This window comes from Pseudacidovorax sp. DMC4 (genome assembly GCF_056314265.1).
Genome location: NZ_JBQUYR010000005.1, coordinates 58,428 through 85,300, shown reverse-complemented (window position 1 = coordinate 85,300; position 26,873 = coordinate 58,428). Strand labels below are relative to the sequence as shown.

Annotated in this window: 33 protein-coding genes; 14 read left to right on the top strand and 19 right to left on the bottom strand. The window is 67.8% G+C overall.

The window, feature by feature from the left end; all coding sequences use genetic code 11:
* Window positions 1–73 precede the first annotated feature (73 nt).
* Together ACT54X_RS11045 and ACT54X_RS11040 are read right to left on the bottom strand one after the other, a co-directional pair.
* On the bottom strand, window positions 74–757 hold the full coding sequence (locus tag ACT54X_RS11045; protein WP_354321988.1) for a YceH family protein: 684 nt from the start codon (window positions 755–757) through the stop codon (window positions 74–76).
* A complete protein-coding gene (locus ACT54X_RS11040) occupies window positions 754–1,731 on the bottom strand; it encodes an isocitrate/isopropylmalate dehydrogenase family protein (protein ID WP_425326697.1) in 978 nt (325 codons plus the stop codon). The genes ACT54X_RS11045 and ACT54X_RS11040 overlap by 4 nt, the downstream gene beginning before the upstream one ends.
* A 198-nt stretch (window positions 1,732–1,929) precedes the next feature.
* Between ACT54X_RS11040 and metG the strand changes: the two genes are divergently transcribed.
* Together metG and ACT54X_RS11030 are read left to right on the top strand one after the other, a co-directional pair.
* Complete coding sequence (gene metG, locus ACT54X_RS11035) at window positions 1,930–4,014, top strand: methionine--tRNA ligase (protein WP_476346482.1); 2,085 nt, start codon at window positions 1,930–1,932, stop codon at window positions 4,012–4,014.
* A 23-nt stretch (window positions 4,015–4,037) separates the two neighbouring features.
* A complete protein-coding gene (locus ACT54X_RS11030) occupies window positions 4,038–4,298 on the top strand; it encodes a hypothetical protein (RefSeq protein ID WP_294376842.1) in 261 nt (86 codons plus the stop codon).
* An 87-nt stretch (window positions 4,299–4,385) separates the two neighbouring features.
* On the opposite strand, the gene ACT54X_RS11025 is transcribed toward ACT54X_RS11030, so the two are convergent.
* The gene (locus ACT54X_RS11025; protein ID WP_294376844.1) at window positions 4,386–4,883 is read right to left on the bottom strand and encodes an outer membrane protein assembly factor BamE; all 498 of its coding nucleotides are present in this window, start codon (window positions 4,881–4,883) and stop codon (window positions 4,386–4,388) included.
* A 66-nt stretch (window positions 4,884–4,949) separates the two neighbouring features.
* On the opposite strand from ACT54X_RS11025, the gene ACT54X_RS11020 reads away from it, so the two are divergent.
* On the top strand, window positions 4,950–5,156 hold the full coding sequence (locus ACT54X_RS11020; RefSeq protein ID WP_017762266.1) for a DUF3460 family protein: 207 nt from the start codon (window positions 4,950–4,952) through the stop codon (window positions 5,154–5,156).
* A gap of 62 nt (window positions 5,157–5,218) precedes the next feature.
* Entirely contained in the window at window positions 5,219–6,016 is a 798-nt protein-coding gene (locus ACT54X_RS11015; RefSeq protein ID WP_294377044.1) for a segregation and condensation protein A, read from the top strand.
* A 3-nt stretch (window positions 6,017–6,019) separates the two neighbouring features.
* On the opposite strand, the gene ACT54X_RS11010 is transcribed toward ACT54X_RS11015, so the two are convergent.
* The 4 genes from ACT54X_RS11010 to ACT54X_RS10995 all read right to left on the bottom strand — a co-directional run bounded on the left by ACT54X_RS11010 (window position 6,020) and on the right by ACT54X_RS10995 (window position 8,330).
* A complete protein-coding gene (locus tag ACT54X_RS11010) occupies window positions 6,020–7,015 on the bottom strand; it encodes an NAD(P)H-dependent glycerol-3-phosphate dehydrogenase (RefSeq protein WP_476346754.1) in 996 nt (331 codons plus the stop codon).
* Between the two features lie 21 nt (window positions 7,016–7,036).
* A complete protein-coding gene (gene secB / locus ACT54X_RS11005; protein WP_017761773.1) occupies window positions 7,037–7,501 on the bottom strand; it encodes a protein-export chaperone SecB in 465 nt (154 codons plus the stop codon).
* A 103-nt stretch (window positions 7,502–7,604) separates the two neighbouring features.
* The gene (gene grxC / locus ACT54X_RS11000; RefSeq protein WP_017761772.1) at window positions 7,605–7,865 is read right to left on the bottom strand and encodes a glutaredoxin 3; all 261 of its coding nucleotides are present in this window, start codon (window positions 7,863–7,865) and stop codon (window positions 7,605–7,607) included.
* 45 nt (window positions 7,866–7,910) lie between these two features.
* The gene (locus tag ACT54X_RS10995; RefSeq protein ID WP_294376849.1) at window positions 7,911–8,330 is read right to left on the bottom strand and encodes a rhodanese-like domain-containing protein; all 420 of its coding nucleotides are present in this window, start codon (window positions 8,328–8,330) and stop codon (window positions 7,911–7,913) included.
* A 72-nt stretch (window positions 8,331–8,402) separates the two neighbouring features.
* Here ACT54X_RS10995 and gpmA point away from each other — a divergent pair, with 72 nt between their 5' ends.
* The 3 genes from gpmA (at window position 8,403) to ACT54X_RS10980 (ending at window position 11,554) form a co-directional block, all read left to right on the top strand.
* A complete protein-coding gene (gene gpmA / locus ACT54X_RS10990) occupies window positions 8,403–9,146 on the top strand; it encodes a 2,3-diphosphoglycerate-dependent phosphoglycerate mutase (protein ID WP_476346479.1) in 744 nt (247 codons plus the stop codon).
* A gap of 109 nt (window positions 9,147–9,255) precedes the next feature.
* Complete coding sequence (locus ACT54X_RS10985) at window positions 9,256–10,698, top strand: S41 family peptidase (protein WP_234197668.1); 1,443 nt, start codon at window positions 9,256–9,258, stop codon at window positions 10,696–10,698.
* 94 nt (window positions 10,699–10,792) lie between these two features.
* Complete coding sequence (locus ACT54X_RS10980) at window positions 10,793–11,554, top strand: HesA/MoeB/ThiF family protein (protein WP_476346476.1); 762 nt, start codon at window positions 10,793–10,795, stop codon at window positions 11,552–11,554.
* Between the two features lie 4 nt (window positions 11,555–11,558).
* On the opposite strand, the gene ACT54X_RS10975 is transcribed toward ACT54X_RS10980, so the two are convergent.
* Both ACT54X_RS10975 and ACT54X_RS10970 read right to left on the bottom strand, forming a co-directional pair.
* The gene (locus tag ACT54X_RS10975) at window positions 11,559–13,607 is read right to left on the bottom strand and encodes an AsmA family protein (RefSeq protein ID WP_476346474.1); all 2,049 of its coding nucleotides are present in this window, start codon (window positions 13,605–13,607) and stop codon (window positions 11,559–11,561) included.
* Window positions 13,608–13,625: 18 nt separating this feature from the next.
* On the bottom strand, window positions 13,626–13,796 hold the full coding sequence (locus tag ACT54X_RS10970; protein WP_476346472.1) for a hypothetical protein: 171 nt from the start codon (window positions 13,794–13,796) through the stop codon (window positions 13,626–13,628).
* A gap of 331 nt (window positions 13,797–14,127) precedes the next feature.
* On the opposite strand from ACT54X_RS10970, the gene ACT54X_RS10965 reads away from it, so the two are divergent.
* A complete protein-coding gene (locus ACT54X_RS10965) occupies window positions 14,128–14,520 on the top strand; it encodes a response regulator (protein ID WP_295371749.1) in 393 nt (130 codons plus the stop codon).
* Between the two features lie 86 nt (window positions 14,521–14,606).
* Here ACT54X_RS10965 and ACT54X_RS10960 read toward each other — a convergent pair whose 3' ends face one another.
* The gene (locus tag ACT54X_RS10960) at window positions 14,607–15,239 is read right to left on the bottom strand and encodes a response regulator (protein WP_017761764.1); all 633 of its coding nucleotides are present in this window, start codon (window positions 15,237–15,239) and stop codon (window positions 14,607–14,609) included.
* A gap of 101 nt (window positions 15,240–15,340) precedes the next feature.
* Between ACT54X_RS10960 and ACT54X_RS10955 the strand changes: the two genes are divergently transcribed.
* The 6 genes from ACT54X_RS10955 (at window position 15,341) to ACT54X_RS10930 (ending at window position 18,930) form a co-directional block, all read left to right on the top strand.
* A complete protein-coding gene (locus ACT54X_RS10955) occupies window positions 15,341–16,693 on the top strand; it encodes a CHASE3 domain-containing protein (protein WP_017761763.1) in 1,353 nt (450 codons plus the stop codon).
* A gap of 198 nt (window positions 16,694–16,891) precedes the next feature.
* Window positions 16,892–17,056, top strand: coding sequence for a DUF1328 domain-containing protein (locus ACT54X_RS10950; protein ID WP_017761762.1), 165 nt, complete (start codon window positions 16,892–16,894; stop codon window positions 17,054–17,056).
* A gap of 75 nt (window positions 17,057–17,131) precedes the next feature.
* Window positions 17,132–17,509 (top strand): hypothetical protein, encoded by a 378-nt coding sequence (locus tag ACT54X_RS10945; RefSeq protein ID WP_017761761.1) that lies wholly within the window; start codon window positions 17,132–17,134, stop codon window positions 17,507–17,509.
* 29 nt (window positions 17,510–17,538) lie between these two features.
* Window positions 17,539–17,925: a hypothetical protein gene (locus ACT54X_RS10940; RefSeq protein WP_294376870.1), complete on the top strand. Its 387-nt coding sequence runs from the start codon at window positions 17,539–17,541 to the stop codon at window positions 17,923–17,925.
* Window positions 17,912–18,391, top strand: coding sequence for a hypothetical protein (locus ACT54X_RS10935; RefSeq protein WP_476346469.1), 480 nt, complete (start codon window positions 17,912–17,914; stop codon window positions 18,389–18,391). The genes ACT54X_RS10940 and ACT54X_RS10935 overlap by 14 nt, the downstream gene beginning before the upstream one ends.
* Window positions 18,388–18,930, top strand: coding sequence for a ferritin-like domain-containing protein (locus ACT54X_RS10930; RefSeq protein ID WP_294376875.1), 543 nt, complete (start codon window positions 18,388–18,390; stop codon window positions 18,928–18,930). The genes ACT54X_RS10935 and ACT54X_RS10930 overlap by 4 nt, the downstream gene beginning before the upstream one ends.
* A 26-nt stretch (window positions 18,931–18,956) precedes the next feature.
* Here ACT54X_RS10930 and ACT54X_RS10925 read toward each other — a convergent pair whose 3' ends face one another.
* From ACT54X_RS10925 to ACT54X_RS10885, 9 genes are all read right to left on the bottom strand, one after another.
* Window positions 18,957–19,778 (bottom strand): DUF429 domain-containing protein, encoded by an 822-nt coding sequence (locus ACT54X_RS10925; protein ID WP_294376877.1) that lies wholly within the window; start codon window positions 19,776–19,778, stop codon window positions 18,957–18,959.
* Window positions 19,779–19,813: 35 nt separating this feature from the next.
* A complete protein-coding gene (locus tag ACT54X_RS10920) occupies window positions 19,814–20,236 on the bottom strand; it encodes a BLUF domain-containing protein (RefSeq protein ID WP_354321977.1) in 423 nt (140 codons plus the stop codon).
* Window positions 20,237–20,241: 5 nt separating this feature from the next.
* Window positions 20,242–20,973, bottom strand: a complete 732-nt coding sequence (folE, locus tag ACT54X_RS10915; protein ID WP_294376882.1) for a GTP cyclohydrolase I — start codon at window positions 20,971–20,973, stop codon at window positions 20,242–20,244.
* Window positions 20,974–21,100: 127 nt separating this feature from the next.
* Window positions 21,101–21,889 (bottom strand): endonuclease/exonuclease/phosphatase family protein, encoded by a 789-nt coding sequence (locus ACT54X_RS10910; RefSeq protein WP_294376886.1) that lies wholly within the window; start codon window positions 21,887–21,889, stop codon window positions 21,101–21,103.
* The gene (gene nudB, locus ACT54X_RS10905; protein ID WP_354321976.1) at window positions 21,886–22,362 is read right to left on the bottom strand and encodes a dihydroneopterin triphosphate diphosphatase; all 477 of its coding nucleotides are present in this window, start codon (window positions 22,360–22,362) and stop codon (window positions 21,886–21,888) included. Before nudB ends, ACT54X_RS10910 begins: the two co-directional genes overlap by 4 nt.
* A gap of 69 nt (window positions 22,363–22,431) precedes the next feature.
* Complete coding sequence (gene aspS / locus ACT54X_RS10900) at window positions 22,432–24,240, bottom strand: aspartate--tRNA ligase (protein WP_294376891.1); 1,809 nt, start codon at window positions 24,238–24,240, stop codon at window positions 22,432–22,434.
* 46 nt (window positions 24,241–24,286) lie between these two features.
* Window positions 24,287–24,910 (bottom strand): DUF502 domain-containing protein, encoded by a 624-nt coding sequence (locus ACT54X_RS10895; protein WP_354321975.1) that lies wholly within the window; start codon window positions 24,908–24,910, stop codon window positions 24,287–24,289.
* A 22-nt stretch (window positions 24,911–24,932) separates the two neighbouring features.
* Window positions 24,933–25,259 (bottom strand): FmdB family zinc ribbon protein, encoded by a 327-nt coding sequence (locus ACT54X_RS10890; RefSeq protein WP_294376895.1) that lies wholly within the window; start codon window positions 25,257–25,259, stop codon window positions 24,933–24,935.
* A 124-nt stretch (window positions 25,260–25,383) separates the two neighbouring features.
* Window positions 25,384–26,826, bottom strand: coding sequence for a high affinity choline transporter 1 (locus tag ACT54X_RS10885; RefSeq protein WP_476346464.1), 1,443 nt, complete (start codon window positions 26,824–26,826; stop codon window positions 25,384–25,386).
* Window positions 26,827–26,873 lie beyond the last annotated feature (47 nt).

Here is a 26,873-nt window from a genome sequence, read left to right as displayed (position 1 = left end):
CCGTCGCGTGTCTTTCTCCCTCTCCCGCGAGGGGAGAGGGGCTCATCCGGGACGTGGGCGGACAGCGCGGCTTTCAGGCGACGTCGATGCCCAGGTCCGCGCAGACCTTGGCCAGCGTGGCCTTGAGGGTGGCGACCTCGGCTTCGAGCCGGTCCACCCGCAGGCGCAGGGCGGCCGTCTCGCCGGCGTCGCCCCCGGTCGCCGTCGCAGCGGCACCCGCCGCCGGCACCGCCATCAGCTCCGCCGCCACCGGCCCGGACAGCAGGTGCGCCCAGCGGCTCTCGCGCGCACCCGGCAGGCGCGGCAGCTTGACCACCAGCGCGCCGGCCGGCCGCTCGGCCATCTCGTCCAGGAAGCCTTCGACCGAGGAGATGTCGGCGAAGTTGTGCATGCGGTCGCTGGCGATGCGCAGTTCGCCCGCCGTCTGCGGGCCGCGCAGCATGAGCACGGCCAGCAGGATCACCGACTGCGAGGGCAGCCGCAGCACGCGGTCGGTGTTGTGGCCGTAGCGCATGGCCCGGCCGCCGCTGCTCTCGTCCACCAGGCTGCGGCGGCGCAGGCTTTCCAGCGCGTCCTGCACCTCGGCCTCGGCCAGCTCCATCACCGGGTGCCGGCTGGTCTTCTGGTTGCAGCCGGCCAACAGGCTGTTGAGCGTGAGCGGGTAGCTGTCGGGCACGGTGCGCTGCTTCTCGATCAGCACGCCGAGCACCCGGGCCTCGGAAGGCGAAAGGATGGGCAGGTTCTGCTCGGTCGTCATGCACCCCCCTTGATGCGGGCCACCAGCGCCTTGGTGAAGGCGATGGTGTTGGCGCCGCCGCCCAGGTCGCCGGTGCGCACGTTGTCGACGTTGAGCGTCTGGTCGATGGCGGTGCGCAGACGGTCGGCCAGGTCGACGCGCTTGACGTGGTCCAGCATCTGCGCCGCGGCCAGCATCAGCGCGATGGGGTTGGCGATGCCCTTGCCGGCGATGTCCGGCGCCGAGCCGTGCACCGCCTCGAAGATGGCCGCATCGGCGCCGATGTTGGCGCCGGGCGCCATGCCCAGGCCGCCCACCAGTCCGGCCACCAGGTCGGACAGGATGTCGCCGAACAGGTTGGTGGTGACGATCATGTCGAACTGCCAGGGGTTGAGCACCAGCTTCATGGCGCAGGCGTCCACGATCATGGTCTCGAACTGGAATTGGCCCTGATATTCGGCCGCGTAGAGCTGCTCGGCCGTCTCCAGGAAGATGCCCGTGAGCGCCTTCATGATGTTGGCCTTGTGCACCACCGTCACCTTCTTGCGGCCCTGGGCCACGGCGGCGTCGAAGGCATAGCGCAGGATGTGCTTGCAGCCCTGGCGGGTGTTGATGCCGGTGGCCATGGCCACGGCGTGCGGGTCGTCCTCGATGCGGATGTAGTGCTCGTGGCCGATGTACAGGCCCTCGAGGTTCTCGCGCACCACCAGCAGGTCGATGTTGTCGAAGCGACCGCCGGGGATGATGGTGCGCGCCGGGCGCACGTTGGCGAAGAGCTGGAAGGCCTCGCGCAACCGCACGTTGGAACTGCGGTAGCCACCGCCCGACGGCGTCTCCAGCGGGCCCTTGAGCGCCAGCCGCGTGCGGCGGATGCTCTCCAGCGTGGCCTCTGGCAGCGGGTCGCCCGAGGTCTTGACGCCGCCCAGGCCGGCGATCTGCGGGTCCCACTCGAAGGGCGAGCCCAGGGCGTCGAGCGCGGCCAGGGTGGCTTCCATGATCTCGGGGCCGATGCCGTCGCCGGAGATCAGGGTGGCGGGAATGCGGGGGGTGGTCACGGGGCTTCCTCCTTCGGGGTCTGCGGGCAAAGCCGCAAGCATACGGCTGCGACGCGGGCCCAAACCTAAAATGCCCGACCCTGCCAGAGCGCGGCGCCCTGCCGCGACACGACCGGCCCATCCGCGAGACCGACATCCATGCCCGCAGCGCGCAAGCTCTTCGTCACCACCGCCCTTCCCTACGCCAACGGCAAGTTCCACATCGGCCACATCATGGAATACATCCAGGCCGACATCTGGGTGCGCTTCCAGCGGATGAACGGTGCCGAGGTCAACTTCGTCTGCGCCGACGACGCCCACGGCGCGGCCATCACCATCGCCGCCGACAAGGCGGGCATCACGCCCCAGGCCTTCGTGGCCGAGATCGCGGCCGGCCGCAAGCCCTACCTCGACGGCTTCCACATCGCCTTCGACAACTGGCATTCCACCGACGCGCCCGAGAACCACGAACTCGCGCAGCAGATCTACCGCGACCTGAAGGCCGCCGGCCTGATCGAGACGCGCCCGGTGGAGCAGTTCTACGACCCCGAGAAGGGCATGTTCCTGGCCGACCGCTTCATCAAGGGCGAGTGCCCGAACTGCCACGCCAAGGACCAGTACGGCGACAACTGCGAGGTGTGCGGCGCCGTCTATGCGCCCACCGAGCTGATCAACCCCTACTCGGCGCTGTCGGGCGCCAGGCCGGAGCTGCGCAGCTCCGACCACTTCTTCTTCAAGCTGTCGGACCCGCGCTGCGAGGCCTTCCTGAAGGAGTGGACCACGGCCCCCGGCCATGTGCAGCCCGAGGTACAGAACAAGATCCGCGAATGGCTGGTCAAGAAGGAAGACGGCACCGGCGGCCTGGGCGACTGGGACATCAGCCGCGACGCGCCCTATTTCGGCATCGAGATCCCCGACGCGCCGGGCAAGTACTTCTACGTCTGGCTCGATGCCCCAGTGGGCTACCTGGCCTCGCTCAAGAACTGGCTGGGCAAGAAGGGCGAGGACTACGAGGCCTACATGGCCCAGCCCGACCTGGAACAGGTGCACTTCATCGGCAAGGACATCATCACCTTCCACACCCTGTTCTGGCCCGCCATGCTGCATTTCAGCGGCCGCAAGGCGCCCGACGGCATCTTCGTGCACGGCCACCTGACGGTGAACAACGAGAAGATGAGCAAGAGCCGCGGCACCGGCATCGACCCGCTCAAGTACCTGAGCCTGGGCCTGAACCCCGAATGGCTGCGCTACTACATCGCCGCCAAGCTCAACGGCCGCAACGAGGACATCGACTTCAACCCCGAGGACTTCGTCGCCCGCGTCAACAGCGACCTGGTGGGCAAGTTCATCAACATCGCCAGCCGCTCGGCCGGCTTCATCGCCAAGCGCTTCGGCGGAAGGTTGAGTGATTTCACGAACCCAAATAACGGCGAAGCAGTCCTTCTTATCAGCGAGTTGCGTGACGCAAGAGACGAGATACGACAGCTCTACGACAGCCGCGACTACGCCCGTGCCCTGCGCGAGGTGATGGCCCTGGCCGACCAGGTGAATGCCTATGTCGACGCCAACAAGCCCTGGGAACTGGCCAAGCAGGCCGGCCAGGAGGCGCGGCTGCACGACGTGTGCACCACCTGCATCGAGGCCTTCCGCCTGCTCACGCTCTACCTCAAGCCAGTGCTCCCGGCGCTGGCCGCGCAGGTCGAGGCCTTCCTGAACATCGGCCCGCTGCAGTGGGCCGACGCCGCCCGCGCGCTGGGCGCCGGCCATGCCATCGGCGACTACAAGCACCTGATGACGCGCGTAGACCCGAAGGTGCTGGAGCAGCTCTTCACGCCGCCCGCCCCTGCCGCGGCACCCGCGGCCGACGCAGCGCCGGACCTGCCCGGCGGCGAGGCCCTGGCCCCCACCATCACCATCGACGACTTCGCCAAGATCGACCTGCGCATCGCCAGGATCGTGGCCTGCGAGAAGGTGGAAGGCTCCACCAAGCTGCTGCGCCTGACGCTGGACGTGGGCGAAGGCAGGACGCGCAACGTCTTCAGCGGCATCGCCTCGGCCTACCAGCCGGCGCAACTGGTGGGCAAGCTCACCGTCATGGTGGCCAACCTGGCGCCGCGCAAGATGAAGTTCGGCGTCAGCGAAGGCATGGTGCTGGCCGCCAGCCATGCGGACGAGAAGGCGCAGCCCGGCATCCATGTGCTGGAGCCGTGGCCGGGTGCCCAGCCGGGCATGCGGGTGCGCTGAGCGGCCACCGGGCTCGATCGCCGATGCCTCTACTCGCCATCGACCGCCCATCGCCAGCCGCCTGGGCCGCGCGGGCCGTCGTCCTTTCGCTGGCCGTGGGCGCCCTGGGAGGCTGCGCCGTCGTGTCGGTGGCCGGCGCGGCCGTGTCCGTCGGCGCCACCGCCGTGAGCGTGGGCGCCGGGGCGGTCGGCCTGGCGGCCGATGCGGCCATCGGGACGGCGCGCATCACCGGCAAGGCCGTGGGTGCCGCGGCCGACGCGGTGTTGCCCGGCGAAAAGGACTGAACGGGCGGGCCCTTCCGAGGCGTGCCATCCAGGAGCCTGGGGCGAACCAGGCCCGACGTCCGGCGTCCAGCCCGGCCCCGGCGAGAGTCAGGGCGCCTCGACGCTGCGGTCCTGCGACGAGCCGCTGCGCAGCACGTACTGCTGGTCGTTCAGCACCGCGGTGAACACCATCGGCGTATTGGGCGGCTGGGTCCAATGCCAGTCCCATTCCGTCTCCTGCTTGAGCGCATAGCGTGTCACCTTGGCGGGCTTGCCCAGCAGCTTGCGCAACTCTTCCATCGGCATGCCGGGCTTCACGCGAGCGAAGTTCTCGGGCGTGAGCACCTGGCGCAGGGCGCTCATGCGACCGTCGGGGCCGATGGTGATCATGTAGTTCTTGCGACCGGCGGGCTGGCGGTTGTATTCGAGCATCCGGCCAGAGGGCGACTCCCAGATGTTCTCGGGCTCGCCGAACTGGGCGCGCACGTCGGCCTCGGTGGCCACGCCCTCTTCCAGCCGGTCGATGCGCTGCGGGTCGCAGCCCGCCAGGGCGGCCAGCGCGGTGAATGCGGCGGCGATGCGCGCCGCGGTCCTGCCAGTGGTCATCGATTCCCCATCGCCCCGTCGTTAAAATCGCGCCCCTCGTCCCGTCACAAGAAGCTGCACCAGTCTATGTCGATCTTCGGCCGCCCCCACTACACCTCCGACGCCACCCAGTTCATCGAGAAGCTGCGCGAGCAGAAGCCCACGCTCGAAGCCGAACAGCGCGCCGGCCGCGCCCTGCTGTGGGACAAGCAGATCGACCGCCAGACCCAGGCCGAGTTCGAGGCCGCTGCCGTGGCGCAGCAGCCCTACGTCTACCAGACGAAGTCGCATTGAGCACCACCCCCGCGCTGCCTGCCGCCACCGCGGACGACGACGACCGCCCCGCGGTCGCCGCCATGCCCGAGGTGGTGGACCAGGTGGCGCTGGCCCGCCTCTACGGCGAGCCGCTGTTCGCACTGCCGAACGACCTCTACATCCCGCCCGATGCACTGGAGGTCTTCCTGGAGGCCTTCGAGGGGCCTCTGGATCTGCTGCTCTACCTGATCCGCAAGCAGAACTTCAACATCCTCGACATCCCCATGGCGGGCGTCACCCGCCAGTACCTCGCCTACGTGGACGAGATCCGCAGCCGCAATCTGGAGCTGGCGGCCGAGTACCTGCTGATGGCGGCGATGCTCATCGAGATCAAGTCACGCATGCTGCTGCCGCCCAAGAAGACGGCGGACGGCGAAGAGGCCGAAGACCCGCGCGCCGAGCTGGTGCGCCGCCTGCTGGAATACGAGCAGGCCAAGATGCAGGCCGCCGCCATCAATGCGCTGCCCACCTATGGCAGGGATTTCTGGAAGGCGCAGGTCTACATCGAGCAGTCGCTCAGGCCGCGCTTTCCGGACGTGAGCCTGGACGACCTTCGCCAGGCCTGGGCCGACATCCTCAAGCGGGCCAAGCTGGTGCAGCACCACAAGATCTCGCGCGAGGAACTGTCGGTGCGCGAGCACATGAGCATCGTGCTGCGTCAGCTGCAGGGGCGCCGTTTCGTCGAATTCGAGTCGCTGTTCGACGCCACGCGCGGCGTGCCGGTGCTGGTCGTCACCTTCATCGCCCTGCTGGAGCTGGGCAAGGAAACGCTGGTGGAGATCACCCAGGCCGAGGCCTTCGCGCCCATCTACGTGCGGCTGGCCTACGCGCCGAGCTGAGATTCAGGCCTCGTGCGTCGGCTCGCGCCCCATCAGCGCGGCCACCGCCTGCGCCGGCTGCAGGCGCCCGTCGAGCAGGCCTACCACCGATTCGGCGATGGGCATTTCCACCCCCAGCTGCCGCGCCCGCTGCACCACGGCCCGGGCGCAGTTGACGCCCTCGGCCACATGGCCGAGCGAGCGGACCGCCTCGTCCAGCGTCCGACCCTCGGCCAGCAGCAGGCCCACGCGTCGGTTGCGCGACAGGTGACCGGTGGCGGTGAGCACCAGGTCACCCAGACCGGAGAGGCCCATGAAGGTCTCGGCCCGGCCCCCCAGTGCGGTGCCCAGCCGGGTCATTTCGGCCAGCCCGCGGGTGATGAGTGCAGCGCGCGCATTGAGGCCCAGCGCCAGCCCGTCGGCCAGGCCGGTGGCGATGGCCAGCACGTTCTTGACCGCGCCGCCGACCTCCACGCCCGTGACATCGTCGTTGCCGTAGACCCGCAGCGCCGGCCCGTGGAAGGCCGCGACCAGGCGCTCGCGCACTTCGGCATCGGCACTCGCCGCCACCAGGGCCGTGGGCTGCGCCTGGGCGACTTCCAGCGCGAAGCTGGGGCCGCTCAGCAGGCCGGCGCGCAGCTTCAGCGCCACCTCGGCCTGCACCTCATGGGGAAAGAGTCCGCTGGCCGGCTCCACGCCCTTGCACAGCCAGGCGACCGGCACGGTGCAACCGGCCGCGGCCAACGCCGCCAGTTGCGCGCGCAGGGCAGCCATGGGCGTGCCCAGCACCACGAGGTCGGCTTCGCGCCAAGCCTCGCGGGCGTCGCCGGACTGGAGAAGAAGAGAGGGAGGGAAGCTCACGCCCGCCAGGTAGCGGGGATTGGCGCGGCTGCGCGCCATGTCCTGAACCTGAGCGGCGTCCCGGCCCCAGAGCACCACACGGTGCCCGGCCGGGTGGGTCGCGGCGCTGATCGCCAGCGCCGTGCCCCAGGCGCCGGCGCCGAGCACGCAGATGCGCATGGCGGCGGACGCCTCAGGCAATTACTGGGCGTTGGCCGGCAGGCCTTGACCGGCGGCCTGGGCCTGCTGCTGTTCGTACATGGCCTGGAAGTTGATCTCGGCCAGGTGCACGGGCGGGAAGCCGCCGCGCTGGATGGTGTCGGCCACGTTGCCGCGCAGGTAGGGATAGACGATCTGCGGGCAGGCGATGCCCAGGATCGGGCCCATCTGGTCTTCGGGCAGGTTGCGGATCTCGAAGATGCCGGCCTGCTTGGCTTCGACCAGGAACACGGTGCGGTCGTCGATCTTGGTCTGCACGGTGGCCGAAACGCTCACCTCGAAGATGCCTTCGGCAACGTTCTGGGCTTCCACACCCAGCTGGATGTCGACGGTGGGCTGGGTCTGCTCCAGCAGGATGGCCGGCGAATTGGGCTGCTCCAGCGACAGGTCCTTGAGGTAGACGCGCTGGATCTGGAAGACGGGTTCTGCGGCTTGTTGGTCGGCCATGGTGCTTGGAGGTGTGTCGGGACAAAAAGGCCCGCGGTCAGCGGGCGCGAAAGCGTTCGATTATGGCCTGTGCCGACGACAGGCCCGGCCGGCCCCAGCCCTCTCAGGCGCCTTGCAGCAGCGGCACCAGACCGCCCCGGCCGTCGAGCGCGATCAGGTCGTCGCAGCCGCCGACATGGGTGTCGCCGATGAAGATCTGCGGAACGGTGCGACGCTGGGTCAGGCGCATCATTTCGTCGCGGGCCGCGGGGTCGGCGTCGACACGGATCTCCTGGATGCTGTCCACGCCCTTGGCCTTGAGCACCTGCTTGGCACGGATGCAGTAGGGACAGACGGCGGTGGTGTACATCTTCACGGCTTGCATGGATTTCCTCGTGGGCGGGTGAATGCGGGATGGGACGGAAGGCGTTCAGGCCTTGGCGGCCACCTTCTCGACGGGCAGGTTAGCCTCGTTCCAGGATTTCATCCCGCCACCCACGGCTTGGGCCTGTTCGTAGCCCAGTTTCTTGGCGGCGGCGACAGCGCGCTGGGCACGGGCGCCGGTCGCGCACATCAGCAGCACCGGCAGGGCCTTGTTCTTGACCACGCCCGGCAGCTTCTGCTCCAGCTCGGCGAGCGGTACGTTGCGCGCGCCGACGGCGTGGCCGGCGGCGAACTCCTCGGGCTCGCGCACGTCGATCAGCACGCCCTTCTGACGGTTGATGATCTGCACCGCGCCCTGGGCGCTGAGCGAGCCCTGGCCCGCGCCGCGCAGCACCGGCCAGGCCAGCATGCCGCCCGAGCCGAGTGCGAGGAGGATCAGGGCCCAGTTGTCGAGGATGAATTTCACGGGAAGCTTCCGAGATGGCAAACCGGCAATTTTAGAATGGCGGTTTTACTCCGGCGACACGTAAGGGACCCCATGCATAAACTGGTGCTGATCCGCCATGGCGAATCGACCTGGAACCTCGAGAACCGCTTCACCGGCTGGACCGACGTCGACCTGACCGACACCGGCATCGAGCAGGCCAAGCAGGCCGGCCGCCTGCTCAAGGAGCAGGGCTACGACTTCGACGTCGCCTACACCAGCGTGCTCAAGCGGGCCAACCGCACCCTGTGGCATGTGCTGGACGAGCTGGACCGTACGTGGCTGCCGGTCGTCCATTCCTGGCGCCTGAACGAGCGCCACTACGGCGCGCTCCAGGGCCTGAACAAGGCCGACATGGCCAAGCAGTACGGCGACGAGCAGGTGCTGGTCTGGCGCCGCAGCTACGACACCCCGCCGCCGGCACTGGAGCCGACCGACCCGCGCAGCGAGCGCGGCGACCTGCGCTACGCCCGGCTCGACCCCGAGCAGGTGCCGCTGACCGAATGCCTGAAGGACACCGTCGCGCGCGTGCTGCCCTTCTGGAACGAGTCGATGGCCCCGGCCATCCGCGCCGGCCGCCGGCTGGTCGTGGCCGCCCACGGCAATTCGATCCGCGCCCTGGTGAAGTACCTGGACGGCATCTCCGACAGCGACATCGTGGGCCTGAACATCCCCAACGGCATTCCGCTGGTGTACGAGCTGGACGACGACCTCAAGCCGCTGCGCCACTACTACCTGGGCGACGCGGCAACGGCCGAAAAGGCGGCCGCCGCGGTCGCCTCCCAGGGCAAAGCCTGATTCACGGATACGGACGGAACCCGCGGGGCCATTTCCGCTTCCAAAGTCCGCGTATATTGATTGCCGATTTTGTGAACGACGGATCGGGTCTCCCGAAAGGACGCTGCCCATGGGCCAGAAATTGAAGATCACCGGCTGGATTGCCGCAGGCGCGGTCGCCGGCGCGCTCACCACCGTCTCGCTGCAGACGATGGCGCGCGGGGCCCTGGCGCCACTGCCGCTGGAAGAGCTGCAGCAGCTCGCCGCGGTGTTCGGCATGATCAAGACCGACTATGTGGAGCCGGTGGATGAGAAGAAGCTCATCTCCGACGCCATCTCCGGCATGGTGGCCGGGCTCGACCCGCACTCCCAGTATTTCGACAAGAAGTCCTTCAAGGAATTCCGCGAGGGCACCTCAGGCCGCTTCGTGGGCGTGGGCATCGAGATCTCTCAGGAGGATGGTCTCGTTAAGGTCGTCTCGCCCATCGAGGGCTCGCCGGCGTTCCGCGCCGGCCTCAAGCCCGGCGACCTGATCACCAAGATCGACGACACCGCCGTCAAGGGCCTGACGCTGAGCGAGGCCGTCAAGCGCATGCGCGGCGAGGCGGGCACCAAGGTGCTGCTGACCATCTTCCGCAAGGACGAGAGCCGCACCTTCCCGGTGACGATCACGCGCGAGGAGATCCGCACGCAGTCGGTGCGCGGCAAGGTGATGGAGCCCGGCTACGCCTGGATCCGCCTGTCGCAGTTCCAGGAACGCACGGTCGACGACTTCGCCAAGAAGATCGAAGAGATCTACAAGCAGGACCCGAACCTCAAGGGCCTGGTGCTCGACCTGCGCAACGATCCGGGCGGCCTGCTCGACGCGGCGGTGGCCGTGTCCGCCGCCTTCCTGCCGCAGGGCTCGACCGTGGTGACCACGGACGGCCAACTGGCCGAAAGCAAGCAGGTCTACAAGGCGATCCCCGCCGACTACCAGCGACGCTCGGGCAGCGACCCGCTGCGCAACCTGCCGGCCGGCCTCAAGACGGTGCCGCTGGTGGTGCTGGTCAACGAAGGCTCGGCCTCCGCGAGCGAGATCGTGGCCGGCGCCCTGCAGGACCACAAGCGCGCCACGGTGATGGGCAGTCAGACCTTCGGCAAGGGCTCCGTGCAGACGGTGCGTCCGCTGGGTCCGGACACCGGCCTCAAGATCACCACCGCGCGCTACTACACGCCCAGCGGCACCTCGATCCAGGCCCGGGGCATCGTGCCGAACGTGCTGGTGGACGACACGGCCGAAGGCAGCCCCTTCGCCGTGCTGCGCATGCGCGAGGCCGACCTCGAGAAGCACCTGTCCAGCGGCCAGGGTCCCGAGAAGAAGGACCCCGAGCTGGAGAAGCAGCGCGACGAAGCCCGCAAGCGCCTCGAAGAGGAAACCAAGAAGTCGCCGCAGGCACGGGTCACGCCCGAGTTCGGCACGGACAAGGACTTCCCGCTGATGCAGGCAATCAACCAGCTCAAGGGCCAGCCCGTGGTCGCCAGCAAGACGCAGGTGATCGTGGAGAACAAGGAAGAGAAGAAGGAAAACTGAGGCGTAGCGCCCCGGCTTCCGCGACGCATCGGCCTCCCGCGTGGAGGCCGATGTCTTTGTCGGGACCGCCGAAGCGCCTGCGCCCCGCCGAGCCATGGACGACCAAGACCTTCTGCGCTATTCGCGCCATATCCTGCTGGAGGAGTTCGGCATCGACGGGCAGGAGCGTGTGTCGGCCGCCCATGCCCTCGTCATCGGTGCCGGCGGGCTGGGTTCGCCCGTGGCGCTGTACCTGGCGGGCGCAGGCGTGGGGCGGATCACCCTGGTGGATGACGACGTCGTCGATGTGACCAACCTGCAGCGCCAGATTGCCCACAGCAGCGCGCGGGTGGGGATGCCAAAGGTGGAGTCGGCGGCCGAGGCCATGCGGGCGCTCAATCCCGGGATCGACATCCGCACGGTCCGCGCCCGCGCGGATGGCCCGCTGCTGGAGGAACTCGTGCCGCAGGCCGACGTGGTGCTGGACTGCAGCGACAACTTCGAGACCCGTCACCGCGTCAATGCCGCCTGCGTCGCCCATCGCAAGCCGCTGGTGGCAGGCGCGGCCATCCGCTTCGACGGCCAACTGTCGGTGTATGACGCGCGCCAGCCGGACAGTCCCTGCTATGCCTGCCTCTTTCCGCCCGATGCCGAGTTCGAGGAGACACGCTGCGCGGTGATGGGCGTGTTCTCCCCTGCCGTGGGCACTCTGGGCACCTTGCAGGCGCACGAGGCCCTCAAGCTCGTCGCCGGCATCGGTGGCACGCTGACGGGCCGCCTGCTGATGTTCGACGGCCGGGCGAGCCGCTTCGACACGCTTCAGGTGCGGCGCGATCCTGAATGCCCTGTCTGCGGGGGCATGCACCGCCAGGGGTGAACGCTCAGCGGCGCACGGCCTTGGCCCGTTCCGCCGCCTTGGCCGCCTCGCTCGACTCGGGCCGGCGTGCTTCCGCGAGTGCACCGGCGCAATCGGCGTCCTCGCCCGGCCCCGTCTCGACCGTGGCCGCCAGCGCCAGGAGCGGATTGATGGCGCCGAGTGCCAGGGCTGCGGCGCCGCGCGCGACCAGCGGTGCGGCTTCCACGCCGGGGCGGGGATCACCGAAATGTCCACGCACCGTCAGGGGTGTGCGCAGGCTCAGGATGCTCTTGTCCTTGGGCTGCGGCCGGATGACGAAGTCCAGTGTCTCGTCCTTCAGGCTGGCCTGTCCGGTAGACGTGAACAGCGTGTCGTCGGTGTCGAAGATGAGCGTGCGGCCGTTCATGACGCCCTTGTTCACGTCGAAGGCCAGCGCCGCGCAGCGCATGCGCACGTTCTTGTCGCCGCGCAGCAGAAATTCCAGCACCTCGCCTCCGTCCAGGCCGGCGATCTCCAGCAAGAGGTTGCTGAACTGTCCGCGCCCCGTCATGGCCGCCACATCGCCGGAGGCCGCACCGAGCCAGTTGGCGACGGACGTCCCCTGCCCCGCCAGGTTGATGCGGCCATCCAGCCGCCCCAGGCTGCTCTTGGTGGATTCGACCTTGGGAATCAGCTGATTGAGCTGCAGCGCCTTCACATCCAACGCCATGCGGATGTCGGCCGGGTTGCGCGAACCGTCGATGCGCACGGCACCCTGGATGCTGCCGCCCGCCACGCCCAGGTCGAGCGGCTTGAGCGCCAGCACGCCGTCGTTGAGCGCCACCTGCACACTGCCACGTTGCAGCGGCACCTCGCGCACATTGCGGATGCGCTCCGCGGTGTAGCGCACATCGGCGTCCATGGCGCGAAGCCGTTCGAAGTCCAGAGGCGCGGTCGGCAGCACCCGGACGTCCGCGCCACGGCGGCGGGTCTTCTCCAGCGTGACGGGCGCCTCCACGCCATCGACGGCCTTGGCCGAGCGTTCCGTCGGCGGCAGACCGATGAGCGGGCCGAGGTCGTCCATGTCCATGACCTTCGACGCGAGCTTGCCGCTCAGTTTCGGACGGGAAGCGCCCTTCTCGAACTGCAGCTCGCCGCCGATGTCCGACAGCCCGAGCTTGCCCGACAGCTTCTGCGCCTGCCAGGTGTTGCCGGTCTTGAGCAGGCGGCCTTCGACCTGGTAGGGAGAGGTGTCCGGCAGCGCCACGCCGATCAGACGGTAGAGATCGCCCAAGTTGCGGCCCTTCAGCCGCACCTTGGCATCCACGCCATCCAGTTCGGTGAGTGCGGCCATGCTGCCTGAAGCATCCAGGCGGGTCCCGCCAGCCGTGGCGTGGATCTCGAAAGGAAAGGGCGGCACCCCGGCCTGAGTGAGCAGCAGCACATTGCCCGTACGGCCCTGGGCACTCAGCGGCTGGGACTGGTAACGCCCCTTCATCTGGTAGGAAAGGGGCATGTCCCCCTTCTGGGTATCGAAGGCGAAGTCGACCCGCATGTCCACGCCCAGGTGCTTGGCCAGGAAATCGAGATGGCCGCCATCGACCTGCAGCACGCCGATGCGCGGCGTGGTGCCGCGACCCGCTTCGCCATCGTCGCCTTTTTCGAGGGCCCAGGTCTTGCGCCCGTCCTCTTCCATCTGCAGGCCGATCCGGGGGGCGCTCAACATCAGCCGGGGAATGTCCACCTGCTTGCGCATCAGCGGCCAGATACGGATGTCGATCTCGGCTTTGTCGGCGCCGACCAGGAGTGGGTCCCTTGCCCACCTGGGGTTATCGAACTCGATGCCATCGAGCGTGATGCGCGCCGTGCGCAGGCCCGGCTTCACATCGAGGTGCCGCGTGATCTCGAAACGCCGCCCGGTCTTCTCGCTCACGTAGCGATTGATGGGACCGCGCAGGACATCCCATGGGAAGAACAGGACGATCAACACTACCGCGACAATCAGGATTGCGAGCGCGATCAGGATGCGCCGCAGCCATCGCCCGCCGCGAGGTGGTACAGCGGCAGCGGGGGCTGCGGCGGTGGATGGATGCATGGAATGCGGCCGTCCGCCTCAAGGGCCGACGAAGAACGACAACCAGCCCTTGCCCACCCCGCCCTGGGCATCGGCGGTGACGGCGTTCACCAGATGCAGTTCGGCGGAGCCCGGCTCACCCTGCACGACCACCCATGCCGCGAGCAAGGCGAGACCGCCTGCCAGCAGGAAACCCAGAATGCCTTTCATGGTCCACCTCTCGGATGCCGTCATCATGTTGATTGCAAGGCGCAGGCGGTGATGGCTGGCCCAGCGGACCATCCAACGCCCACGGCCGGATTGAACGAATGACGTGAACATAATTCCCACCACTGTGGCCGCAGGTCGGCCGGTCGCCGCACCCCCTGTGCGCAGACACCTACGGCGCCATCGTCGGCACGCTCCTACAGCAACAGGCCATCCGGGATTGCAGGGTCGGCAGAACGCGCTTCTACGATCTATCCAGTACCAGCATCGGGTCGCCACTCCCTGCCTGTTACCGCAAGCGCGGCACGGGCCCTGGCCGGCCCCCTCACCCATCATGAGCGGCAGACTGCATACCTACATCGTCGAAGACAACGTCACCATCCGCGAGAACCTGGTGGGAACGCTCGAAGAACTCACGCCGGTGAGCGCAGTGGGCTATGCCGAGACCGAGACCGACGCGCGCCAATGGTTGCGCGACCATCGCGGCGACTGGCAACTTGCCATCGTGGACCTGTTTCTCAAGGAAGGCAGCGGACTGGGTGTGCTCAACGCCTGCCGGGAACGCAAGCCGCAGCAGAAGGTGGTGGTGCTGAGCAACTACGCCACGCCAGACATCCGCCGCCGGTGTGCACAGTTGGGCGTCGACGCAGTCTTCGACAAATCCAACGAGATCGATGCCCTGGTCGACTATTGCCTGTGGCAATCCCAGCAACCGACCGCGCACTGAGCCGCGCAAAAAGAAAAGACCGCGCGAGGCCAGGCCCGGCGCGGTCTGCAACAAGGGCTGCGCCTTGCAGGCGCGGCCCCTGCCGATCAGTCGATCAGCTTGTTCTTGAGCGCGTAATAGGTGAGGTCGCTGTTGGACGAAAGATTCATCTTCTCCATCAGGCGCGTGCGGTAGGTGCTGACCGTCTTCACCGACAGCGAGAGCGTCTTCGCGATTTCGCCGGCGGTTTCGCCCTTGGCGAGCTTGAGGAACACCTGGAATTCGCGCTCGGAGAGTTGCTCATGCGGCGCAGCGTCGTCCTTGCGGTCGAGTTGGCGGGCCAGCAGTTCGGCCACCGCGGGCGTGATGTAGCGACGGCCCAGCGAGATGGTGCGGATCGCGTTGACGATTTCCATCGGGTCGCAGTCCTTGTTGAGGTAGCCACTCGCGCCCTGACGGATGAGGTTCATCGCATAGTGCTCCTCCGGATAGCCGCTGAGGATCAGGATGCCCACGTCAGGTGCCTTGGCCCGAATCATGGCCAGCGCATCGATGCCGCTCTGCCCTGGCATCGACAGGTCCATCACCAGTACGTCCAGCTCGGTGGTGCGCACCAGCTCGATCGCCTCACGGCCCGTCGCGGCTTCCCCCACCACACGCAGGTCCACGTGCTCCGAGAAAAACTGCTTCAGTCCGGACCGGACGATCGCGTGGTCGTCCACAATGCCAATCTTGATCATTTGTTGCCTTTGTCGAGTCGCAGTGGCTTATTGCCACCGCCAACACAGCTTTCGTTGACAAACATTATTCAATAAATAGACGGCCCGATTCCCCCTCACGCATGCTGAAACACAAGCTGTCGCTGTTGGCTTACAAGAAGAAAGCCTTGAGTCTGAGCCTTGCCATCCTGGCGGCGTTCGCGCTCGTGGCCTTCAATGAATCGGGTTATCACCGGTCGACCCGTGCGCTGGAGGAAATCGGCCGCGCGCAGGAGGCGCGGCTGTCCATCCACCTGCTGCTGCGATACACGCTGGACGCCGAGACCGGCACCCGCGGGTTCATGCTCACGGGCGACCCCCGCTATCGGGAGCCCTATGACCTCGCGGTCGCCGAACTGCCCAAGCAGATGGACCGCCTGCGCATGCTCTATGCCGACAAACCCATGGAGCGCAGCCATCTCGCCGCACTGGGCAACCACCTGTCGCGCAAGCTGGCCGAGATGGAATTGACCGTGCGCATGCTCAGCACCGGCAATGCGGACGCCTCGCGCTTCGTGCTCAGCACGGACGTGGGTCGGGAGGAAATGCAGGGCATCCGCCAGGAGGCCGATGCGCTCATGGCGTTCAGCACCCGGTCGGTCGAGGAAGGGCGACTGCAGATCTCGCAGGCCCTGGGCCTGGCCCGTGTGGGCATCGGCCTGATCGTCCTGGCGGCCCTGCTGGCCTTCGTGCTCTATCTTCGCCAGACCTCGGCACTGCAGCAGGCCAACGACCGCCAGCAGCAGGCCCTGCAACGCGAACGCAACTCGCTGGAGCTGGAAGTGCGCGACCGCACGGCGTCGCTGGCCGAACTGGCGACGCACCTGCAGGAGGTGCGGGAGTCCGAGCGCGGCTACCTGGCCCGTGAACTGCACGACGAACTGGGCGCCCTGCTCACGGCCGCCAAGCTCGATGTGGCGCGGCTCAAGTCGCGCCTGGGCGATTCGCCGGATGCCGCCCAGCGCCTGGCCCACCTGACCGAACTGCTGAATTCGGGCATCGCCCTCAAGCGGCGCATCATCGAAGACCTGCGGCCCTCGTCGCTGTCGAACCTCGGCCTGGTGGCCTCGCTCGAGATCCTCGGCCGCGAGTTCGCCGAGCGCTCGGGCATCCAGGTCGACATGGCGCTGGAGCCGGTCGAACTGGACGAGTCGCGCCAGCTCACCATCTACCGCATGGTGCAGGAAGGCCTCACCAACATCGGCAAGTACGCCCAGGCCCAGGAGGCCACCATCGTCCTCAAGGACTATGAGAACCATGTCGAGGTGGAAGTCAGCGACAACGGCCGGGGCTTCGACCTGCAGCAGCAGGCCGCACGTGCGAGCCACGGCTTGGCCGGCATGCGACATCGCGTGCAGGCCGCAGGCGGCAAGCTGTCGGTGGACAGCAGTCCGGGGCATGGCACGCGCCTGCATGCCGTGATGCCCAAGCAGTAGGGCAGCGACCGCCGCAAAGGCGCATCCAGCCCTCTTGGGCCACCCGATTCGTCGCTTTCCTACGCCCCCCGGACCCTGCTGCTGACAGGTCCGGGGCGGGCCTGCTCCTTAAGCTCTCGTCATCGGCAAACACAAGGTGCCTTCAACCGCGGTCCCGCTCCAGGGTACCGGTGGGCACCGGCATGAAAGGAGCCTGCCATGCTGCACTACACCGTCGTCTTCCTCGTCATCGCACTGGTGGCCGCGCTGTTCGGCTTCGGCGGCATCGCCGCCGGCGCCGTGGGCATCGCGAAGCTCCTGTTCGTCATCTTCGCCATCCTGACGATCGCCAGCTTCATCGCGGGTCTGTTGCGCCGGCGTTGAGGCGCTAGCATCTTTGCACGCCGGCCACGGCCGGCGGGCTGACTTCTTTCCCATCCCATCCACAAGGACTTCTCCATGAACTCGACCGCCAAGACCCCCTCCCAACTTGCCGACGAACTGCGCGGCGCCGCCCAGGATGCGGCCGAGAGCACGCGCACCTACGCCAAGAACGCCGTCGATGCGACTGGCCAAAAGGTGCGGCAGCTGCGCGGCGAGGTGGAGCCGACGGTGGAACAGATCGCTTCGCGCGTTCAGCAGGCCGTCCAACGCGGCCTGGAAGCGGCATCGAAGACCACCAGCCGTGCCCAGGAACGTTTCGGCGAGGCCGCCACGGTGACGACCCGCTATATCGCCGACCAGCCCGTCCGTTCCGTGCTGATTGCGGCGGCGGCGGGTGCCGCGATCACCGCGCTCATCGTGCTTGCCAGCCGTCGCAGCGGCGACGACTACTGATCGACGCCCAGGCGTACCGACCACCGCACATGCTCCATCCTGTCATTTCCGCAGCCCTGCGACATCCTGCGCTGGTCGGGCGCCATCTCTTGAATTACGTCGCCCTGGCCAAGGTCGAGGTGGCGGAGGCCGGCCGCTCGGTGGTGACGCGTGCCATCGGCGGCGCCATCGCCCTGCTCGGCGCCTTGTTCACGCTGGGGTGGGGTGGCGTGGCTGTGATGCTGGGCGTGCTCCACGGGCGCTTCGAGTGGGTGCTGCTGATCGTGCCCGGCGTGGCACTGGTCCTGATGCTCGTGGGGATCGCACTCGCGTTGAGGCCACCTCAGCTCCCCCTCTTTGCCGGACTGAAGAACCAGGCGGCCGAAGACATGCAGGTACTCCACGCCCTCTCCGAAAGCAGCCATGCCGATCGCTGAACGCATCGATGACACCGCGCTGCCTTTGACACCCGAGCAGCGCCTTGCCCAATCTCGGCTGGCTTTGCTGGATGCGCTCATCCCGCCTCCTCCGCCGCAGCGCGGCCACGCGACGGGTCCAAGGCAAGGTGTGGCGGCGCGGGGCGCGTCCGTGCTGCGAAAGCTGCCCTGGCTGGACATGGGCCGCAACATGGCCCAGCGCTGGTGGCAGCGGCATCCCCTGCACGCCGCCGGGCAGCTTGCGCACCCTCTGTTGCAGGGCTACGCCAGCCGGCATCCTGCCAAGCTGGTGGCGGGAGCGGCTGCGGCGGGTTCGGTGCTCGCGCTGACCCGCCCATGGCGGCTCTTGTCCGGCACCGCGCTGCTGGCACTGCTGCTGCGCACCTCCGATGTGGCCGACCTCATCACCACCTTGGCCATGTCCCGCCCAGAACCAGAACCTCCCCCACGAAAGGAAATGCCATGAACGACACCCTTGCAGCCCGCCAGCGCCTCGAACTCGACCAGAAGGCCATCGATGCCGCCGCCAAGAGCCTGGACGATGGCGCCGTGACGCCCAGCTACGGCCCGTGGCGCGACGACATCGTCAAGCTGCTCAATGACGCGCTCGCCACCGAACTGGTGTGCGTGCTGCGCTACAAGCGCCACTACTTCACCGCCAAGGGCGTCGAGTCGCCGGCGATTGCCGACGAATTCCTGGTGCATGCCAACGAAGAGTCCGCTCATGCCGACCGCATTGCCGAGCGCATCGTGCAACTGGGCGGCGAGCCCAACTTCCAGCCCGACAGCCTGTCGAAGCGCAGCCATGCCGACTACGACGAGTCGAAGGATCTGCAGGCCATGGTGCGTGCCAACCTCAAGGCCGAGCGCATCGCGGTCGAGAGCTACCGCCAGATGGTGGCCCTGATTGGCGACAAGGACCCGACCACCCGCCGCATGCTCGAGGAGATCCTCGCCGACGAGGAAGAGCATGCTGACGAGTTGAGCGACTGGATGGGCCAGTAAGCCCTCGTCCGCTCACAGCGCGCCGGTCAGGCGCCGACGATCCAGCCTTCGAGCGGGTCCATCCGGGCCGGGAGTCCATACCCCGGCCCTTTGCTTTGGGCGCGCTGCGCGCCCCAGGCTGCCAGCATGAGGCATAGCACGGCGTCCAGCGAGTCCCCGCTGCCATCGCAGGCCAGCACTTCGCGGAGCTCGCTCGACAAGGCGAGGCGCAGGCCCAGCCGCCCTTTGCCGGCCGCCAGATGGATGAGCAGGCGCTGCCGGGCCTCCAGGCGATCAGGCGTCTGCTTGGCGCGCTCGTCGCTCTTGTAGCTTTGCGTGCCGAGCAGGTCACGCGCCACCAGCCCGGGATAGGCCTCCAGCGCGACCTTGGGCGAGCCCGGCGTGCCGCCCTGCCCCGGCAGCCGCGCGCCAGCCGCCAGGAGTCGCGGCACGCCCGCATGCATCATCCAGGCGACCGGGGGATTGACCCACTTCATCGAGGGGCTCGAACCGGCCGGCCGGTCGGTGGCGCGGTGGGCGAACTTGCCGCCCACCGGGCGTGCTGCGCAGAAGGCGATGAATCGCTCACGCAGCTCGGCACGGCTCCATCCGCCGTAGACCGCCATGCAGGCCGTCCAGTCCAGCGGCCAGCCCTGGGCCAGCACGAACTCCCGCGGCAGGCCAAAGGGAAAGTCGAAACCGCCGACCCACGCCGGCTCGGCGGCGAGGCGGTCGGTCCAGGCGTCCAGCGTCGGAAAGCATTCCAGCGCCTCGACGATCACCTCGTCGCCATCGCACCGCCCCCAGGCCAGCACGATGGGCTTGCGGCGCGTGGGCGTGCTCGAGAAGTCGCAGCCGACCAGGCGCATCGCCCGCTGGACTGCCGCCGCGGCAGCGATGACCTTCAGGGCCTGCCGACGATGGCAGCCGTGGCCATCAGCTCTTCGAGAAGCGCCAGAGAGACCTTGCCCGAAACGGCATACGGATCAAGCTCGGGTCGCTCGGAATACTTGAGCACCGTACTCGCGTTGAGCTTGTTGAGATTGACCTGGCCCATGGTCCAGCCACCGAAGCGGCGCTCCTGGATCTCTTCGTAGTGCAGCAGCACCACGTCCTTGTGGCGAGGGTCCCGCAGGATGTGGGCGTAGAGGGCATTGACCGCCGTGCGCCCACCCTCCAGCGCCTGCAGGAACACACCGCCGCCGTAGCAGAGGATGCCCGTGATACCGGACGCCGTGTTGTGGGCCCGCCCGGTGGACAGGATGCTGTCGAGCGCACCCGGCGACACGTCGACGGCACGGCTGGCATAGAGAAGGCGCACGAGCATGGCATTCACCCCTTGCGTGGAAGCAGCGCGAGGAATTCGCGGCGCAGGTTCGGGTCCTTGAGGAAGACGCCGCGCATGACGGAATTGATCATCTTGCTGTCCGTCTCCTTCACGCCGCGCCACTGCATGCAGAAATGCTCGGCCTCCATCACCAGGGCCAGGCCGTCGGGCTGGGTCTTCTCCTGGATCAGGTCAGCCAACTGCACCACGGCCTCTTCCTGGATCTGCGGCCGGCCCATCACCCATTCAGCCAGGCGCGCGTACTTGGACAGGCCGATCACGTTGGTGTGCTCGTTCGGCATCACGCCGATCCACAGCTTGCCCATGATGGGGCAGAAGTGGTGCGAGCAGGCACTGCGCACCGTGATCGGGCCGACAATCATCAACTCGTTCAGCCGCTCGGCATTGGGGAATTCGGTGAGGCTGGGCCCCTGCACGTAGCGGCCGCGGAACACCTCGTTGAGGTACATCTTGGCCACGCGGCGGGCCGTGTTGCCCGTGTTGTGGTCGCTGTCGATGTCGATCACCAGGCTGTGCAGCACATCGCGCATCTTGACCTCGACCTCGTCGAGCAGCGCCTCCAGCTCGCCCGGCTCGATGAACTCGGCGATGTTGTCGTTGGCGTGGAAGCGATGCCGTGCGGCCTTCAGGCGCTCGCGGATCTTGACGGAGACGGGCGTGCCCTCGTCGCTCGCCGCAACGGCGGAACGGTCCTCAGGCTGGGCGGGGATCAACATGGGGCGGAATCGTAACAGCAGGGTTTTTTCACCACGGGCGCGCGGCGCCCAATCCCACGTACCGCCATGGGCCGCTGTGATCCGACCATGGTGCGCCTCGCGTAGCGCACCACGGCTGCCTGCACATTCAGTCCAACGCGAACTCGGCCACCAGCGGCAGGTGGTCCGACATGCGGGCCCAGATGCGCCCGCGCGGCACCGACAGCGACACGGGCCGCAGCCCCCGGCCGTAGATGAAGTCCAGCTGCGCCAGCGGCAAACGCGAGGGATAGGTCGCGCAGCGCGGCATCACCAGATCGACCAGGCCAACATCGTTCATGGCGGGCCGCATGCGCGCACCCCAGTCGTTGAAGTCGCCGGCCACCACGAGCGGCTCGCCGGGGGGCACCTCGCGTTCGATGTAGCGCTGCAGCTGCGCCACCTGCCGCACCCGGCTGCCACGGATCAGCCCCAGGTGCACGACGATGGCATGCACCGGCTGGCTGCCGAGGGTCACTTCCACATGCAGCAGGCCGCGCTGTTCGAAGCGGTGGTCGGACATGTCCTCATGGCCATGGCGCACCACCGGCCAGCGCGTGAGCAGCGCATTGCCGTGCTCGCCGTGGCGGGTGTAGGCATTGGTCTCGTAGACGGCCCGGTAGCCCTCGGGGCAGAGGAAGTCGGCCTGCGGCTGCTCCGGCCAGCGGGCGAAGCGACGCTCGCCCTGGCGGTTGAGCTTGCGCACTTCCTGCAGGCACACCAGGTCGGCATCGAGCTGCTCGACCGCATGGCCCAGGTTGTGGATCTCCAGCCGCCGCGCCGGGCCCACGCCCTGCACGCCCTTGTGGATGTTGTAGGTGGCCACCCTCAGCGTCGACAGGGCGCCGAACTCGCTTTCGGCCCGCCCGGGATCGCTCGTGGCATGCGCAGCAGTCATGCGCGAAATTGTGGCAGCAGCAGGATGGCTTCCGCGTTGGAAGGGGAAAAGCAGGCGTCGGCCGCCTCGCGCCAGGGCAGCCACTGCCAGGCATCGTGCTCGCGCGGTGCCAGGACCGGCGTGACGGCCTCGGGCACGCACAGGCCGAAGAGGTGCTCGGTGTTGCGCGTCACGCCCGGCGCATAGCGATGCAGCCAGCGCGGGTAGATGTCATAGACGTTCTCCAGGCCCCAGTCCTGCAGCGCCAGCGGCGTGCCGGGGCCGCAGCGGATGCCGGTCTCCTCGGCCACCTCGCGCACCGCGGTGGCGGCCCAGCTTTCCTCGGGCCAGTCCTTGCTGCCGGTCACCGACTGCCAGAAGGCGGGCGCGATGCCGGCCCGGCGGATCAGCAGCACCTCCAGCGCCGGCGTGTGGATGACCACCAGCACCGACTGCGGGATCTTGTAGGCCGGCAGCGTTGCGTCTGGAACCATGGTGTGCCGACCGCTGTGCCCGGCTGCCGCGCCCCTGTGCAAAGGAGCACGGCAGCCGGGGGCCGCGCGTCAGGCGGCAGGTTGCGCGTTGCGCAGGCGGATATGCAGCTCGCGCAGCTGCTTCTCGTCCACGGCGCTCGGCGCCTGCGTCAGCAGGTCCTGCGCGCGCTGCGTCTTCGGGAAGGCGATCACGTCACGGATCGAATCGGCGCCGGTCATCAGCATGACCAGGCGGTCCAGGCCGATGGCGATACCGCCGTGCGGGGGCGCGCCGTACTGAAGCGCGTCCAGCAGGTAGCCGAACTTCAGCTGCGCGTCCTCGGCCGAGATCTTGAGGGCGCGGAACACCTTGCTCTGCACCTCTTCGCGGTGGATACGCACCGAACCGCCACCCATCTCGATGCCGTTGAGCACCATGTCGTAGGCCTTGGCCAGGCACTTCTCGGGCGCCGTGTCCATCAGGTCCTCGTGGCCGTCCTTGGGGCTGGTGAAGGGATGGTGCACCGCGCTCCAGCGCTGGTTGTCCTCGTCGAATTCGAACATCGGGAAGTCCACCACCCACAGCGGTGCCCAGCGATCCTCGAACAGGCCGTTCTTGCGGCCGAAGGCGCTCTGGCCGATCTTCACGCGCAGGGCGCCGATGGCGTCGTTGACCACCTTGGCCTTGTCGGCGCCGAAGAAGATCAGGTCGCCGTTGCGCGCGCCGGTGCGGGCGATGATCTCGCCCAGGGCGTTGTCGTCCAGGTTCTTCACGATCGGGCTCTGCAGGCCCTCGCGGCCCAGCGACCAGTCGTTGACCTTGATGTAGGCCAGGCCCTTGGCGCCGTAGATCTTGACGAACTCGGTGTAGCCGTCGATGTCGCCACGCGACAGGCCGCCTTCGGCCGCGCCGCCACCGGGCACCCGCAGGGCCACCACGCGGCCACCGTCCATGTTGGCCGCGCCGGAGAAGACCTTGAACTCCACCCGCTTCATCACCTCGGTCAGCTCGGTGAACTCGAGCTTGACGCGCAGGTCGGGCTTGTCGGAGCCGTACTTGAACATGGCGTCGCCGTAGCTCATGACCGGGAACACGCCCAGGTCGATGTCGGCCACGTTGCGGAAGACGTTGCGGATCATGCCCTCGAACATGTCGCGGATCTCGTCCTCGGTGAGGAAGGAGGTCTCGATGTCGATCTGCGTGAACTCGGGCTGGCGGTCGGCGCGCAGATCCTCGTCGCGGAAGCACTTGACGATCTGGTAGTAGCGGTCGTAGCCCGACACCATCAGCATCTGCTTGTAGAGCTGGGGCGACTGCGGCAGCGCGTAGAAGGCACCGTCGTGCACGCGGCTGGGCACCAGGTAGTCGCGCGCGCCCTCGGGCGTGGACTTGCCCAGCATGGGCGTCTCGATGTCGATGAAGCCGTTGGCGTCGAGGAACTTGCGCGCCTCCATCGTCACCTTGTAGCGCGTCATCATGTTCTTCTGCATCGCAGGGCGGCGCAGGTCGAGCACGCGGTGCGTGAGGCGCGTGGTCTCGGACAGGTTGTCGTCGTCCAGCAGGAAGGGCGGCGTGACGGAGGGGTTGAGCACCTTCAGCTCGTGCGCCAGCACCTCGATCTTGCCGCTCTTGAGCCCGTCGTTGGTGGTGCCCTCGGGCCGCGCGCGGACGATGCCCTTGACCTGCACACAGAACTCGTTGCGCAGGCCTTCGGCGGCGGCGAAGGTGGTGGCGCGGTCGGGGTCGCACACCACCTGGACGTAGCCTTCGCGATCGCGCAGGTCGACGAAGATCACGCCGCCATGGTCACGGCGGCGATTGACCCAGCCGCACAGGGTGACGGTTTCGCCCATCAGGGCCTCGGTCACGAGACCGCAGTAGTGAGAACGCATGGCCATGCTTTGCTTCCTGCGCCCCGCGCGGGGCGCCTTCTTGTTTGTGATGTCAGGATTGCTTGGTGGGCAGCGCGGCAGGGCCGCCCGGCACCACCACGCCCATCGAGACGATGTACTTCAGCGCCTCGTCCACGCTCATCTTCAGCTCGATGCAGTCGCTGCGCCGGAGCATGACGAAGTAACCGCCCGTGGGGTTGGGCGTGGTGGGCACGTACACGCCCAGGTAGTCGCCATGCAGGTGGTTGACCACATCGCCACCGGGCGCGCCAGTGACGAAGGCGATGGTCCACATGCCCTCGCGCGGCCACTGCACCAGCACCGCGGTGCGGAATGCGTTGCCGCTCTCGGAGAACAGCGTGTCCGAGACCTGCTTGACGCTGGAGTAGATGGAGCGCACCACCGGGATGCGGCGCACCAGTGCATCGCCCCAACCCAGCAGCCGCTTGCCGATGAAGTTGCTGGCGACGGCACCGACCGCCAGCAGGATGGCCAGCGTGAGCAGCACGCCCAGCCCGCGGATGCGGTGGGCGGACAGCCATTCCTGCCAATCCTCGGGCAGCAGCCACAAGGTCTGATCGAGGGTGCCGACGATCCAGTTGAGCACGCCCAGGGTCACGGCCAGAGGCACGATGACCAGGAGGCCGGACAGGAGCCACTTGCGCAGGGCGAGCATGGTGCGGTGTGCGAGGCGAGGGTCAGTCGGCCTTGGCGGCAGGCGCCGGAGCCGGGGCGGGCGCAGCAGGCGCCGGCGAGGCCGCTGCAGGCGCGGGCGCCGCGGCATCACCGCTGGCGGGGGCCGGCGCCGGGGCGTTGCCGCCGGACTTGGCGGTGTTGGAGCCGCCCTCACGGAAATCGGTGACGTACCAGCCGGAGCCCTTGAGCTGGAAGCCGGCAGCGGTCAATTGCTTGCTGAACGAGGCCGCACCGCAGGAAGGGCAGACGGTGAGCGGCGCATCCGACATCTTCTGCAGCACATCCTTGGCAAAGCCGCAGGCGCTGCATTTGTAGGCGTAGATGGGCATGGAAAAAGCTGCTGAAAAGACGTGAAACGGGCGGCCGGCGGCCGCCGCGCAAAGCCGACGATTATAGGCGCCGACCCCGGGCTTTCCCCAGCCGGACGCCTCGACGGCCTGCCCTTGTCGCGCCTTATTCCCCGGCCAGCATCCGGTGCGGCATGCGCCGGTTGGCCACCCACTGCGGCATCAGGGAGCCCACCACCATGCCCGCCGCGGAGGCGAGGACGCCGGCCAGCTGCGCCGGGAACACCTCGCCCCACGGCAGCGCCAGGCCGGCCAGCCAGACGCCGACGCCCAGCAGCACGGCGGCCACGGCACCTTGCGTGGTGGCCCGGTTCCAGTACAAGCCAAAGACCAGCGGCACGAAGGCGCCGACCAGCGGCACTTGGTAGGCGCCGGACACCAGCTCGTAGATCGAGGTGCCCTGCATGCGGATGGCATAGGCCAGCACCGCCCCACTGAACACCAGCACGGTGATGCGCATGGTGCGCAGGTTTTCGCGGTCCGTGCCCTGGGGACGGAACTGGCGCCAGATGTTCTCGGTGAAGGTCACGCTGGGTGCCAGCAGCGTCGCCGAGGCGGTGGACTTGATGGCCGACAGCAGCGCGCCGAAGAAGAAGACCTGCATGATGAAAGGCATCTTCTCCATCACCAGCGTGGGCAGCACCTTCTGCGGATCCTCCTTGAGCAACGCCGTGGTCTGCTCGGGCATGATGATCAGCGCGCTCGCCACCAGGAACATGGGCACGGCCGCGAACAGGATGTAGGCCACGCCGCCGATCACCGGGCCGCGCGTGGCAGCCTTCACGTTGTTGGCCGACATCACGCGCTGGAACACGTCCTGCTGCGGAATGGAGCCCAGCATCATCGTGATGGCCGCAGCGAAGAAGAAGACGATGTCGTGCCAGCTGGGCTCGGGCCAGAACTTGAAGAGCTCCTTGCTCGCCGCCAGGTCGATCACCTTGTCGGCGCCGCCCGCCATGTTGCCCGCAAAGACCGCGATGATCGACAGGCCCGCCACCAGGATGATCATCTGCACGAAGTCGGTGACGGCCACCGACCACATGCCGCCGAAGAGCGTGTACGCCAGGATGGAGATCACGCCGATCACCATGCCCCACGGCACGCTCACCGCGCCGCCCGACAGCAGGTTGAACACCAGCCCCAGCGCCGTGACCTGCGCCGACACCCAGCCCAGGTAGCTCAGCATGATGATCAGCGAGCACACCACCTCGATGAACCGGCCATAGCGCTCGCGGTAGTAGTCGCTGATGGTCAGCAGCGTCATGCGGTAGAGCTTGCCGGCGAAGAACAGGCCGACCAGGATCAGGCAGGTGCCGGCGCCGAACGGGTCTTCCACCACGCCGCCCAGGCCGCCCTCGATGAACTTGGCCGGGATGCCCAGCACCGTCTCCGACCCGAACCAGGTGGCGAAGGTGGTGGTCACGATCATGAACAACGGCAGATGCCGGCCGGCGATCGCGAAGTCGGTCGTGTTCTTCACCCGCCGGGCCGCGTACAGGCCGATGCCGATGGTGACCAGCAGGTAGACGATGACCAGTGACAGCAGCACGACGGGTTCTCCTCGATGAAGGCTTGTTGTTGGAACCGGAAAGAAGA